The sequence below is a fragment of the Providencia sp. JGM181 genome, from assembly GCF_018257375.1.
Classification (GTDB): domain Bacteria; phylum Pseudomonadota; class Gammaproteobacteria; order Enterobacterales; family Enterobacteriaceae; genus Providencia; species Providencia lanzhouensis.
In genome coordinates this window covers 21,375-34,566 of record NZ_JAERJY010000017.1, presented here as the reverse complement: position 1 = coordinate 34,566, position 13,192 = coordinate 21,375, and the positions used below count along the sequence as shown (strand labels likewise).

Here is a 13,192-nt window from a genome sequence, read left to right as displayed (position 1 = left end):
CTATTAAACATATTAACGATAAAGTTATATTCAAGTTCCTTGAACCTAATAAAGGGCTTTATATAACAGAAAATAAGAAAAAGTTTTTTAATCTCATTGAAAAAACAATGTCTCGGCAAGCGTGTTTAGTTAATGCTCAACATGAGAAAATCATCGAGATTAATACCTCCTACGCCGATAAACTTCATCAATATCCACTGTCCAATAAAATCAAAGGACCTAAATTTTATAAATCATAAAAATACAAAAGGACTACCAAGGTAGTCCTAATTTCAATACTCGCATTTACTCTGGGTTTGAACAACTAATCGCCTTATCCGCTTCATTATTACGTGTTAACCATAATGACAGCGCTTTGAGTGAATCTGGCGTGAACTCATCGCAACGAGCGGTAATTTCCTTAGGTGTCAACCAACTTACTTCCGCGACTTCACTTTCTTGCAAAGCAAAAGGACCGTGGCTCACACAACTAAATAATCCACCCCACACACGGCAAATTTCATTTTCATAGTAGAAAGTGCCATGCTCTGCAAACGGAACGCCAGCAATCCCCAATTCTTCTTCAGCTTCGCGCTTAGCTGATTCAAGGATCTGTTCATCTTGCATCACGACACCGCCCGCCGTTGCGTCCAAAAGCCCTGGGTAGAAATCTTTAATGTCTGTTCTTCGTTGCACCAGAATTTTACCCATACCATCGTGCACCACGATATAGGTCGCACGGTGGCGTAAGTTTTCTGCACGCATTTGGCTACGAGTTGCTTGCGCTATTACATTATTATCTTCGTCAACGATATCTACCCATTCGACGAATTCGGTCTGTTGTTCCATCCTGAAAACCTTATTTAGCTTGCCCACCAAAATACTTTGATACAAGGTATTCTTTTCGCATATATGTTGCAAGGGATCCTAACCAAATTTGACCTTGCTTTCCATCACAAAAATCAATGCATCTCTTTAAGATACAGTACAAAATTCTTTTTTGTGAAGCGTTAACTGAAACCCAACAATTCCCATTTGCAAATGCTATAGTTATCTTTACAGGGTGGTAAAAATTGGATTATTTAGAGTGTGATAGCGCTTTAAATAGGGGGATAAAAAATGAGAATTCTAATAACAGGCGGAACAGGGTTAATTGGTACCCAACTAGTTCAAACGTTAGTGATGCATTCACATCAGGTCACCGTGTTAAGCCGTTCACCACAAAAAGTATACAGTTTATTTTGTAAAGCCGTTGAATGCTGGACAACCCTTCAAGATAAAACCTCTCTTGATGGCTTTGATGTGGTCATCAACCTTGCTGGTGAACCTATCGCAGAAAAACGTTGGACGGCAGCACAAAAACAGATCCTTTGTGATAGTCGCTGGAAAATCACGCAACAATTGACGAATTTAATCAAAGCCAGTCAAAACCCACCGAGCGTATTCCTGTCAGGTTCTGCTGTTGGTTACTATGGCGACCAAGGTCAATCGGTCGTGACGGAAGAAGATCAACCTCATGATGAATTTACCCATCAACTAGCTGCTCACTGGGAAGCTATCGCCCAAGAAGCGCAATCGGATAAAACCCGAGTTTGTTTACTACGTACTGGATTAGTTTTATCCCCTAACGGCGGTTTGCTCGCTAAAATTCTGCCTATTTTTAAAATGGGTGCTGGTGGACCGATTGGTCACGGAAAACAATTTATGCCGTGGATCCATATTAACGATATGGTGAAGGCGATTTTATTCCTAATGGAGACGCCAACCCTCTCCGGCCCATTTAATATGACCTCGCCTTACCCTGTCCATAATGATCAATTTGCCGCCATGATGGGGGATGTTACCAACCGCCCTTCCTTTATCCGCACCCCAGCATTTGCAGTCAGGGGTGTACTTGGGGAATCCGCGACATTATTACTTGGTGGACAACAAGCCATACCTAAACGTTTAGAAGAGGCTGGCTTTGAATTTGAATTTATTGAGCTGAGAATTGCACTTGAAGATTTGTTAGCACCAAAATCATGATTATTTTAAAAACAGGCACTATTTAGCGCCCTGCCAACGGGTAAATAAATCTTGTTCAAGCTCGATATCAAATTGGTCAAGAACGCGGTTAACAGTCTGGTTAACAATATCTTGAATAGATTGAGGCTGGTGATAAAACGCAGGCATTGGGGGCATAATCACCGCTCCCATTTCTGCGGCTTGTACCATCAATTTCAAATGGCCAATATGCAGCGGTGTTTCACGCACGCCCAGCACCAACTTTTTCCCTTCTTTCAAAACGACATCTGCGGCACGGGTAACTAACGTGTCTGTATAGCTGTGAACGATGCCAGAAAGAGTTTTCATGGTACACGGCATGATGACCATGCCCGCAGTACGAAAAGAGCCTGAGGAGATGGCAGCGGCGATATCGCGGCTATCGTAAACATGGTCTGCAAGCTGTTGCACATCTTTAACACTGAATTCTGTTTCCAGTGCTAATGTCTGACGCGCAGCTGCACTCATCACTAGGTGGGTTTCCACATCTTTCACAGGTTTGAGCACTTCCAGCAATCGAATACCGTAGATAGCCCCACTCGCGCCTGTTAACCCAATGATAAGTTTTTTCATGTTCAACCCCAATTCACGTAATTTCCTGCATTATATACCAAATAGGTGGAAGTAGTGAGTGAGAGGCGAAGTGTAGAGGTCAGGATAGTAAAAATATAGAGCAAAACTTTACTCACTGAAAATAAGTGGGCATCAAGAAAAACAATACGAGCAGAGGGTAATTCAGACTAACTTCATTTTCAGCTTAGTTTTAGATTTAAACCACATTTAATCCTCTAAATAATTCATGTTGTAGCTAGGCGGCAAGTTAGCTAAGCCCTAGGAGCATACACAAGTATGTGACTAGGGTTAGCTAATGCAGCCAACAACGCTACAGCGTGAAGTATGACGAGGATCCCCGAAAATTTAGCCTTCGTTATAAATTTCTAAATCCTCAACATCACTCTGATCTTTCAACTTCAACTCATCATCTTTGCGCAGATTTTCCAGATAATCTAAATAGCTTTGGTCGATATCTTTGGTCACGTAGATGCCATCAAATACTGAACATTCAAATTCATTGATTTCCGGATTTTCTTCACGAACCGCATCAATGAGGTCGCTGAGATCTTGGAAAATTAGACCATCTGCGCCAATCAGCTTACGAATTTCATCCACTTCTCGACCATGTGCAATCAACTCATTCGCATTTGGCATATCGATTCCGTAGACGTTAGGGAAGCGAACTTCTGGTGCGGCTGAAGCAAAGTAGACATTCTTTGCACCCGCCTCACGAGCCAATTCAACGATCTGTTCTGATGTGGTACCACGCACAATAGAGTCATCCACCAGCAGAACGTTTTTATCACGAAACTCTGCACGGTTAGCATTCAGTTTACGACGCACGGATTTACGACGTTCTTGTTGCCCAGGCATGATAAAGGTACGTCCAACATAGCGGTTTTTCACAAAACCTTGGCGATACGGTTTATCTAGGATATGGGCGATTTCTAACGCGATATCGCATGAGGTTTCAGGGATTGGGATCACTACATCAATATGCAGATCCTCCCATTCACGAGCAATTTTCGCGCCCAATTTTTGCCCCATACGTAATCTTGCGTTATACACCGAGATTTTATCGATAAACGAATCTTGGCGAGCAAAATAAACATATTCAAAAATACACGGTGTCAGCTGCGGGTTCTCTGCACATTGGCGGGTAAATAATTTGCCATCTTCAGTGACATATACCGCTTCGCCTGGTGCAACATCACGTAGGAATTCGAAACCTAAAGTATCGAGTGCCACACTTTCAGAGGCGACCATGTATTCATGTTCGCCAGTCGCTAGAATACGGCGACCAAGGACTAATGGGCGAATACCGTGAGGATCACGGAATGCCACCATCCCGTGACCAATAATCAATGCCACGCAAGCATAGGCACCACGGATTTTTTTGTGCATTGATGCTACAGCACTAAAAATGTTGTCGGGTTCGAGAGGAAAATGATCAAACTTATCTAATTCGTATGCTAATACGTTTAGAAGAATTTCGGAGTCTGACGTGGTATTCACATGGCGACGCGCTGTTTCAAATAGGCTCCGAGCAAGTTCGTGAGCATTTGTCAGGTTACCATTATGTGCAAGGGTGATACCAAAAGGAGAGTTAACGTAAAAAGGCTGGGCTTCGGATGCGCTGGAACTACCCGCAGTTGGATAACGCACATGTCCAATACCCATCGAGCCTTGAAGGCGCAGCATGTGGCGCGTTTCAAAGACGTCTTTTACTAAACCATTTGCTTTACGCAAACGGATATTGTTTTTACCATCAATAGTCGCAATACCCGCTGCATCTTGCCCACGGTGCTGTAGCACCGTTAACGCATCATAAATTGATTGGTTTACCGGTGAAACACCGGCGATACCGACAATACCGCACATTTAGTCTTTCCTCATCAGCCAGACGGAGAGATATTCTCCGGTAGGAAACTTGACGCATTTTGCAGGTAGTCAAAGAACCACCTAATAATATGACTGAACTGCGGAATAAGCTGTGAACGATGCCAGTCCTCACTTTGAGGAAGCGGTGTAAATGTATCGAGAAAGAACAATAGCGCCGATACAATTAATACCCCACGCAACGCACCGAAGCAGATCCCCAGTACACGATCTGTACCCGATAATCCGGTTTTTTGTACTAATGAGCTAATCACATAGTTCACCACTGCACCGACAATCAATGTCGCGATAAACAGCGCTGCAATCGCAATACCATTACGAACTAAAATATCCTCAAAGTTCGTAAAGTAACTCGCTAAATAAGGGTAAAACGTACTTGCTACGAAGAACGCACAACCCCAAGTGATTAACGATAATGCCTCACGTACAAATCCACGGATCAGGCTTACCAGTGCCGAGAAGCCAATAATGGCGATAATTGTGTAATCAATCCAGACCATATTTCATTCCAAAATTCGCATTCACGTCAGCGGCGAATGCATTCTAACAGAAAACGAAAACGTTTGCGTAACCATTTTTCATTGAATTTAAAAAAATCAGCGGCGAAAAGAAAAAATCATAATCGCCGCAGTAAGTTACTAAATACCCTTATTTTTTAGGGATAACTGAATGTCAATTTAAGGTTTAAAGGCTTGGATTATCCCTTTTGTACCGGTAATTGCGTTCAATTCAGGTAAAGCCGACTCAAGCTTCTGCCTTGATGCTTCTGGTCCCACATAAATACGTGTTAATTTGTTGTTCACCGGTTGCGCTGGCACCGTATAAACCTGATACCCAGACAGTCTTAACTTCGCCACAATTTCTTCAACCTTGCTGGCATTATTGAGGGCAATCACTTGCACCACATACGCTTTACCTTGAGGTTCTTGTTTCAGTTCAGGTTTAGGTTCTGGCTTTGGTTCCACCTTAGGCTTAGGCTCAGGTTTTGGTTCTGGCTTAGGCTCCGGTTTCGGTTCTACTCGTGGTTTTTCTGGAGTGACATTAGCTGGAATGGCACTTCCATTTTGATTCGCCACGTTTTGGCTGTTATTACTTTGATTTGTACTGCTTTGATTTGCACTGTTTGCGGCTACAGGAGGCTGCTCACTTTGCTTTTGCTCAGTAATAGCTTCCGATAACATCGCTTCAGAAGTTCCTTCCGAAGACGCGGTCGATGCACTGTGTGTAATTGGTGCAATTGACTCAATATCTTCTTCATCACCCGGTTTGGGAATAATCGGAATGGCCGCAAATTCATTTTCATTGTATTTCTTATCGCCATCCAATAATGCGGGCAATACGATGACCCCTGCGGCGACTAACACAATGGCGCCAGCAAGACGATTTTGGAATTTACTAGCCACTGGCTTTATCCTTCTGCTTTCTCTAATAACATCATGACATGAGCCACGGTATGGAATGACCCACACACCACAATCACATCTTGTGGTCGCGCATCCGCACATGCTTGTTGCCAAGCTGCTTCCACGGAATCAAACTCATGGGCACCGTCAACATGCTGACTAAGCTCAGTCACATCTGCACCACGAAACTCTCTTAGCGGCGCGAGATACCAGTCAGTTACTTGTTGGGATAAACAGGTTAATGTCCCTTGAATATCTTTATCCCCTAGCATTCCCACCACAGCACGAACTCGACGACCTTCTGTCACCGGTAATTGTGCGAGTTTGGAGACTAAATAGCCTGCAGCATGAGGGTTATGGGCTACATCCAAGATCATTAACGGATGTTCTCCAATGATCTGAAAACGTCCCGGTAACTGAGCAGTACTTAAACCTTGGTGGATAGCTTGGTCAGTGATTTTCTGCGCTAACTGGGCATCAATCTCCATCAAGCATCTGATCACCCCCATCGCAGTTGCTGCATTAGCCAACGGCACATTCGGTAACGGTAAATTGTCCCACGAACGTTGAGAACTTTCCCAAGACCAATGTTGCCCCTGCTCTTGGTAATCCCAATCCTTGCCACGACGAAACAGCATGGTGCCAATTTTGTCTGCATAAGCGCCTATAGAGGCTGGCATATCAGGCTCACCCACCACACCATAATGACCTTGGCGGAAAATACCCGCTTTCTCATGACCAATATGCTCACGGTCAGAACCTAGCCAATCGGTATGATCAAGCGCAATACTGGTGATTGCCGCGATATCCGCATCCACGACATTAGTTGCATCAAGGCGACCGCCTAACCCTACTTCAAGGATCACAATATCTAACTCAGCTTGCTTAAATAATTGTAGTGCAGCTAAGGTGCCATATTCAAAGTAGGTTAATGAAATATTTCCACGCTGCGCTTCGATAGTCGCAAATGCTTGGCAAAACTCACTTTCAGTAAGCTCTTTACCTTGGATTCGGACGCGTTCCGTGTAACGCACTAAATGTGGGGAACTGTAGACCCCTACTTTCAAACCCGCAGCCATCAAAATAGACTCAAGTGTATGGCAGGTTGTACCTTTACCGTTTGTGCCGGTGACAGTGATGACGCGAGGAGCAGGTTGAGTGAGATGCATTTGACGGGCAGCTAGCCCTACTCGTTCCAACCCCATATCAATATTTTGACTATGCAGGTCAGTGAGATAAGAAAGCCAAGCCTCCAATGGAGACTTGGCTGTAGGAATGATTAGATTACTCATCATCTTTTTTATGTTTAGCGCCTTTTGCTTTATCTGCACCATCGACAGCGTCAGCAAGGTCAATTTCCACATCAACCACTTCAACAACCAGCGCTGGCGCGGTGTTCAGACTTGGTTGATTGGTTAACATCGCTAGGACATCCGCCAGACGATCACGCATATCTTGACGACGCACGATCATGTCAATTGCCCCTTTTTCCAGCAGAAATTCACTGCGTTGGAAACCTTGAGGTAATTTTTCACGAACAGTTTGTTCGATTACGCGAGGACCCGCGAAGCCAATCAGTGCTTTAGGCTCAGCCACGTTGATATCACCCAACATTGCTAAACTTGCAGAAACACCACCCATGGTCGGGTCAGTCAGTACAGAAATGTACGGTAAGCCACGTTCTTGCATTTTCGCCAGTGCAGCGCTGGTTTTTGCCATTTGCATCAGAGACAGAAGCGCTTCTTGCATACGCGCACCACCACTGGATGAGAAGCAAACTAATGGACAGTTATCTTCCAAAGCTTGTTCTACAGCACGGACAAAACGTGCCCCCACAACCGATGCCATTGAACCACCCATAAAGGAGAATTCAAATGCAGCGGCAACAACAGGCATCTCTTTGAGCGTACCTTTCATCACGACGATAGCATCTTTTTCACCCGTCTCTTTCTGAGCTGAGCTAATTCTGTCTTTGTATTTTTTAGAGTCGCGGAATTTGAGCACATCTTTTGGCTCCAATTCGCTACCTAATTCCGTTGTTGAGTTTTCATCAAGGAAAGATTCAAGGCGTTGGCGAGCATGAATTCGCATATGGTGGTCACATTTTGGACACACTTGTAGGTTACGCTCAAGCTCAGCACCGTAGAGGACTTGCCCACAGCTATCACATTTAGTCCAAACACCTTCAGGGATGTTTGCTTTATGGGATGGGGTTGAAGTACCTTTTTTTAAAATTTTCTCAATCCAGCTCATTAATGGACCTTTTTGTCTGATTGCACTCTGACGACACTTCAAATAATACCGCCCCTGAATTTCAGATGGTGGTTATATAAGAAGCATCTATCAGTATGTTATTTTTTGCCATTAAACCACAATGATATCTCACTGTAGATAAAAACTTTTTTCAAACCGATTATTGGTTATCGTTTTTTTGCGTCACCACACTATTTTCTTTTGCCACTGCATTTTTTTCTTTTGCAGCAGCTCGACGGTGGCGAATAATTTCAATGACACCCGGCAGAATCGAAATAAAGATAATCGCGACTATCAGTAATTTCAAATTCTTTTGTACTATCGGTAGATCACCGAATAAATACCCTGCATAGGTAAAGAGTAACACCCATAATAACGCACCTGCCACATTATAAAAGGCAAAATGACGGTAAGACATTTTACCCATACCCGCAACGAAAGGTGCAAAGGTTCTCACGATAGGCACAAAACGCGCCAAGATAATTGCTTTTCCGCCATGTTTTTCATAAAACTGATGGGTTTTATCTAAATAGCTACGACGGAAAATTTTTGAATCTGGGTTTTTAAACAGTTTTTCACCAAAGATACGTCCAATGGTGTAGTTCACTGCATCACCAATAATTGCCGCAATAATCATCAACAACACCATGACGTGTACGTTTAAATCATTACTTGGCAATGCTGCTAACGCACCCGCGACAAATAATAATGAATCCCCGGGAAGGAAAGGCGTAACCACCAGCCCCGTCTCACAGAATAGGATCAGGAATAAAATTCCGTAAACCCAAACACCATATTCGGCGACCAATTCCGCAAGATGCACATCAATATGTAAAATAAAATCAATGATAAAACTGATAAACTCCATGGGGTTCCTCATGTGGAGATTTATATTAACGACCTTTACAGCAGCTCATCCGCAAGAAATAGAGGCCCCATCACATTCTGTGGTAGGTCAAATTTTTCAGGATAATCCACGCTCACTAAATACAGTCCTTCCGCTTTGGCTGTCGCCGCCGCTTTCGTTCTATCTTTTAATTCTAGAAGATGTGCCATCCAATCAATGTCTTGATTACCACAGCCTATCTCCAACAAACTGCCAACAATATTTCTCACCATATGGTGTACAAACGCATTGGCTTTAATATCCACAACCACATAGTTTCCGTGACGCGTTACATTAACGTGCATCACATTACGCCAAGGGCTTTTTGACTGACATTGCACCGCACGGAATGAGGTAAAATCACGCTCCCCCAGCAATGCTTGTGCCGCTTGGTGCATACGTTTTTCATCAAGGGGAAAATGAAAGTGCGTGACACCATTCGATAAAATTGCAGGTCGATAACGGTGATTAAAAATCACATAGCGGTATCGACGTGCAGTTGCACTAAAACGCGCATGAAACTCATCATCCACAGGTTTACACCAGCGAACCGCAATATCGTCAGGAAGATGGGTATTTGCCCCCATTGTCCAGGCAGCCTCTTTGCGGTTAGCTGAAGTTTCAAAATGCACCACCTGCCCAGTCGCATGAACACCTGCATCCGTACGTCCTGCACAATTGACAGTGATTGGTTCCGCAGCAATTTTAGACAGGGCAGCCTCAAGGCAGCCCTGCACACTTTTCACTTCTTGCTGGCGTTGCCAACCATAATAACGGCTACCGTTATACTCAATTCCGAGGGCAATGCGATACAACTTTGGGGACTCCGACATTAGTAATACAGCTCCTGAGCCAGTTTTTCTGCTGTCTCAACCGCCATTAACGCACCACCAAAACGAACGTTATCCGCCACTGACCAGAACTGTAAAATTTCCGGTATACCATAATCGTTACGAATACAGCCAATGCTTAAGAAATCATTACCTGATGCGTCAGTCACTTGAGTTGGATAATCACCCTCTTCTGAGACCTGAATATCATCAAAACGTTCAAATTCTTCGCTCGCTTCTTCTGCGCTAACTGGGCGTAGTGTTTCTAAATGCACCACTTGCGCATTACCATAAAATACAGGTGACTGAATAAAGCTTACGGAGACTGGCAAACCGTCGTCTTGCAGCACTTTACGAACTTGCTCAACTAAACGGCGTTCTTGCACAACACTGCCTTCAGCATCCGCTAATAATGGCAGCATGTTAAAGGCTAATTGCTTAGTAAAACGCCCTTCTTCCGCAGGGATACCATTCAATAAACGTGCGCTTTGACCTGCTAATTCATCAACGGCGGCTTTACCGTACGCTGACATCGACAGCATATTGGTCAGAGTAATGCGCCCTACACCAGCCGCGTCCACTAATGGTTTGATAGACGTTAATAGCTGGCTAACATAACTGTCTGCCACCGAAATAATATTGCGATTACGATAATCCGCTAATACTTGCGGGTTAACACCCGGTACCACTAACGGTACATCAGGGTCTAACGCAAAAACACCGCTGTTATCAATCACAATGCAGCCTTCTTGTGCTGCTAATTCCGCATACTGTGCCGCGGCTTCTTCACCTGCAGCGAAAAAGGCAATTTGTGCCTGCGACCAATCGAAATCTGCGACATCTTGCACTTGATAGCTTTTACCGTTGAAACGAATGCTCTCCCCTGCACTGCGCTCACTGGCTAATAAATAAAGCTCACCAACGGGAAACTCTCTTTCTTGAAGCAGGGAAAGAATGCCTTCGCCCACTGCGCCGGTTGCCCCGAGTAATGCAATATTCCAACCTTCTGTCATGGTTTTTCCTCTAAAAAATCAAAGTGAAACAAGCTGTGATTAGTCACTTATTTCACCTAAAAGAATCTGTTATTAAATTTTTGCGTTAAAGCCTAATTCGCTCAGTAACTGGACTGTCTCTTGGCTATCGCATTGAACTGTTAACGATGACCATTCACGGCGTTCTTGGTAGTGTTTACGTAATTTATCGAACTCACCGGGAATGCCAGCCACTGCGCGCAGTGATGCATCATCACGGCGCACATCATACACGAGATGCACTAATCTTTTGAGCTGGCTTTGCGTTAATTTACCATTGAAATTAATGCAGTCGATATCCGGTTTCGGTAACAGCGATGCCAGAGATACATTAGTAGGCTTACCTAGGAATTCGCAATAAGCTTCAAAGACTTGGGTTGTTCCTCGTGCTTTACCTTCTAAAGTATAGCCTGCAATATGCGGTGTACCGATATCCACATACGCCAGTAATTCTGTATCCAGATCAGGCTCAGGCTCCCACACATCCAATACCACACTCAGCGGTTTACCTTGCTCAAGCAACTGTAATAGCGCTTGGTTGTCCACCACTTCACCACGACTTGCATTCACCAAAATGGTGCCGTCACGTAGATTGGCTAGTCGAGACTCATCCATTAAGTGGAAAGTCGAATATTCGCCCTCCATATTGAGCGGCGTATGGAAGGTTAAAATGTCAGCCTGCTCCAGTAGCGAATCGAATGGAACAAAAACTTCTTGGTCACCTTTATCTGCTCGAGGAGGGTCACATAATACGGTATTCACGCCCCACGCTTGCAGACGTTTATACAAACGCCCTCCCACATTACCAACACCCACTATCCCCACGGTTTTATCGCGCAAATCAAAGTTATCGCGTTCCGCCAGCATCAGTAATGCAGAAAAAACATACTCAACGACAGCAATGGCATTGCACCCCGGCGCTGAAGAAAATCCAATATTGGCCTCGGCAAGCCACTGGGTATCAACATGGTCAAACCCTGCTGTTGCCGTACCGACGAATTTTACTGGCGTATTGCTCAGTAATGATTTATTTACTTTGGTAATTGAGCGCACCATTAATGCATCTGCATCAGTCAGTTCCTGTTCTGGCACTGGGCGCCCTGGTACTGCTTTAACTTCGCCTAGCTCACTAAATAGTGTTTGAGCATATGGCATGTTTTCATCAACCAAAATTTTCACGGAATTCGTCCCAATAGAATGTGTGTCATGCCCGATTTGGCTGCCACACTATACTCCAAATCGTCGATAGGCTGAATCATTTACATAACAATGCTTTTGGTTGAAATTAATAGTCTAATCGGTGACATTTAATTTTTCTTTTTATTAAACAAACTTACAGATGAGTCTGACTACCTAATCTGAACGATTTCATGTTTAATCAGCAAAACCACATTAAAAACTATTCATTTTTCAGGAAGGCGTTTATTTTGAAAGGCATATTGATTGTGAAAAAAGTATTACTGTCGCTCCCCCTAATGTGCTCGTTTTATGCCTATGCTGGCGAGCAAAACTGCTCGGCGGACACCATTGCCGCCAACAACTTTAATAATTTCATCTTTGCCCAAGAGCGCCCATTTAACGACTCGTTAAAAGAGATGAATTTACACACCACCAGCCAAGATGATTATATTAACAATACGGTTCAAACGAAGTTTGATGATTGTGGAGCCTTAATCGAGTTAACGGGTCATGAAGTTATCAAATTCAGTATCCACGACAGCGTGACCGTCAAATCCATTGATATGAGCATGAAAAAAAATGGTCACAGTTGGGACTACAAATCCGCATTTAAACTGTCCGTTATTAATCAAGATAATGTTGAAAAAACCATCTTGCAGCAAAAAATGAACGGGAAGTTTTTCACTGATCAGAATGGAAAAATAACCGAAGCCAAAGATTCTTCTTATACAACGACGCTCGACAAAGAGCGCATGTTAACGAGAGCTGTCACCACTTTTTTAACTGATGATAAGGGTCGATTGTCTGAATCCAACCGAGTCAGTACGCTAGAAAATGATAGTGTGAAAACAGCCTTCTTCTATGATGCGAAAAATCGCTTAACTCGCATGCAGTCTGACTCAACCGTCAAAGAGTTTACCTATGATGATGACAGACTGTTAACCGAAAAAACTATTGAAGAATTTTTTACCACCGAAACAACCGTGACGGCCTGTAAAAGCTGGAATACGTTCGGAAGATGCACCGACGCGGAAAAAAATATCACCACATTAATTAAAGATGAACAAGGCGGGAAAGATAGCGTGTACAACTACCACGCTAATATCAAATACGATTATGTATATTGATTTTTCT

At 43.7% G+C, this 13,192-nt stretch carries 13 protein-coding genes and 1 pseudogene; 3 read left to right on the top strand and 11 right to left on the bottom strand.

From position 1 onward, the window contains the following. Positions 1-239: pseudogene (locus JK188_RS04410) on the top strand (hypothetical protein); the annotation flags it as partial. Positions 240-285: 46 nt separating this feature from the next. Here the strand turns inward: JK188_RS04410 and yfcD are convergent. Then, the gene (gene yfcD / locus JK188_RS04405; protein WP_036952704.1) at positions 286-828 is read right to left on the bottom strand and encodes an NUDIX hydrolase YfcD; all 543 of its coding nucleotides are present in this window, start codon (positions 826-828) and stop codon (positions 286-288) included. A 270-nt stretch (positions 829-1,098) separates the two neighbouring features. Between yfcD and JK188_RS04400 the strand changes: the two genes are divergently transcribed. Next, positions 1,099-2,004 (top strand): TIGR01777 family oxidoreductase, encoded by a 906-nt coding sequence (locus tag JK188_RS04400; RefSeq protein ID WP_036952702.1) that lies wholly within the window; start codon positions 1,099-1,101, stop codon positions 2,002-2,004. Between the two features lie 18 nt (positions 2,005-2,022). Here JK188_RS04400 and JK188_RS04395 read toward each other — a convergent pair whose 3' ends face one another. The 10 genes from JK188_RS04395 to pdxB form a co-directional block, all read right to left on the bottom strand. Continuing rightward, complete coding sequence (locus tag JK188_RS04395) at positions 2,023-2,595, bottom strand: UbiX family flavin prenyltransferase (RefSeq protein ID WP_036952700.1); 573 nt, start codon at positions 2,593-2,595, stop codon at positions 2,023-2,025. A gap of 345 nt (positions 2,596-2,940) precedes the next feature. Further along, the gene (gene purF / locus JK188_RS04390) at positions 2,941-4,458 is read right to left on the bottom strand and encodes an amidophosphoribosyltransferase (protein WP_036952698.1); all 1,518 of its coding nucleotides are present in this window, start codon (positions 4,456-4,458) and stop codon (positions 2,941-2,943) included. A gap of 14 nt (positions 4,459-4,472) precedes the next feature. Next, entirely contained in the window at positions 4,473-4,976 is a 504-nt protein-coding gene (gene cvpA, locus JK188_RS04385) for a colicin V production protein (RefSeq protein WP_006660265.1), read from the bottom strand. Positions 4,977-5,153: 177 nt separating this feature from the next. Beyond that, positions 5,154-5,879, bottom strand: a complete 726-nt coding sequence (gene dedD / locus JK188_RS04380; protein ID WP_211886059.1) for a cell division protein DedD — start codon at positions 5,877-5,879, stop codon at positions 5,154-5,156. A 5-nt stretch (positions 5,880-5,884) separates the two neighbouring features. After that, entirely contained in the window at positions 5,885-7,174 is a 1,290-nt protein-coding gene (gene folC / locus JK188_RS04375) for a bifunctional tetrahydrofolate synthase/dihydrofolate synthase (protein WP_211886061.1), read from the bottom strand. Further along, on the bottom strand, positions 7,164-8,132 hold the full coding sequence (gene accD, locus JK188_RS04370) for an acetyl-CoA carboxylase, carboxyltransferase subunit beta (RefSeq protein WP_108478580.1): 969 nt from the start codon (positions 8,130-8,132) through the stop codon (positions 7,164-7,166). Before accD ends, folC begins: the two co-directional genes overlap by 11 nt. Before the next feature lie 160 nt (positions 8,133-8,292). After that, entirely contained in the window at positions 8,293-9,000 is a 708-nt protein-coding gene (locus JK188_RS04365; protein WP_132495464.1) for a DedA family protein, read from the bottom strand. A gap of 35 nt (positions 9,001-9,035) precedes the next feature. Further along, a complete protein-coding gene (gene truA, locus JK188_RS04360; protein WP_211886063.1) occupies positions 9,036-9,851 on the bottom strand; it encodes a tRNA pseudouridine(38-40) synthase TruA in 816 nt (271 codons plus the stop codon). Next, positions 9,851-10,861 carry an aspartate-semialdehyde dehydrogenase gene (locus JK188_RS04355; protein ID WP_211886071.1) on the bottom strand — a complete coding sequence of 337 codons (1,011 nt, stop codon included), beginning with the start codon at positions 10,859-10,861 and terminating at the stop codon, positions 9,851-9,853. Before JK188_RS04355 ends, truA begins: the two co-directional genes overlap by 1 nt. 72 nt (positions 10,862-10,933) lie before the next feature. After that, positions 10,934-12,058 carry a 4-phosphoerythronate dehydrogenase PdxB gene (gene pdxB / locus JK188_RS04350; RefSeq protein ID WP_211886073.1) on the bottom strand — a complete coding sequence of 375 codons (1,125 nt, stop codon included), beginning with the start codon at positions 12,056-12,058 and terminating at the stop codon, positions 10,934-10,936. Between the two features lie 266 nt (positions 12,059-12,324). Here pdxB and JK188_RS17965 point away from each other — a divergent pair, with 266 nt between their 5' ends. After that, entirely contained in the window at positions 12,325-13,185 is an 861-nt protein-coding gene (locus JK188_RS17965; protein WP_336431237.1) for a hypothetical protein, read from the top strand. Positions 13,186-13,192 lie beyond the last annotated feature (7 nt).

Excerpts from the sequence above, each read along its gene's own strand:
- yfcD (WP_036952704.1), bottom strand. The coding sequence starts at position 828 with ATGGAACAACAGACCGAATTCGTCGAATGGGTAGATATCGTTGACGAA.
- JK188_RS04400 (WP_036952702.1), top strand. The coding sequence starts at position 1,099 with ATGAGAATTCTAATAACAGGCGGAACAGGGTTAATTGGTACCCAACTA.
- JK188_RS04395 (WP_036952700.1), bottom strand. The coding sequence starts at position 2,595 with ATGAAAAAACTTATCATTGGGTTAACAGGCGCGAGTGGGGCTATCTAC.
- purF (WP_036952698.1), bottom strand. The coding sequence starts at position 4,458 with ATGTGCGGTATTGTCGGTATCGCCGGTGTTTCACCGGTAAACCAATCA.
- cvpA (WP_006660265.1), bottom strand. The coding sequence starts at position 4,976 with ATGGTCTGGATTGATTACACAATTATCGCCATTATTGGCTTCTCGGCA.
- folC (WP_211886061.1), bottom strand. The coding sequence starts at position 7,174 with ATGATGAGTAATCTAATCATTCCTACAGCCAAGTCTCCATTGGAGGCT.
- accD (WP_108478580.1), bottom strand. The coding sequence starts at position 8,132 with ATGAGCTGGATTGAGAAAATTTTAAAAAAAGGTACTTCAACCCCATCC.
- JK188_RS04365 (WP_132495464.1), bottom strand. The coding sequence starts at position 9,000 with ATGGAGTTTATCAGTTTTATCATTGATTTTATTTTACATATTGATGTG.
- truA (WP_211886063.1), bottom strand. The coding sequence starts at position 9,851 with ATGTCGGAGTCCCCAAAGTTGTATCGCATTGCCCTCGGAATTGAGTAT.
- JK188_RS04355 (WP_211886071.1), bottom strand. The coding sequence starts at position 10,861 with ATGACAGAAGGTTGGAATATTGCATTACTCGGGGCAACCGGCGCAGTG.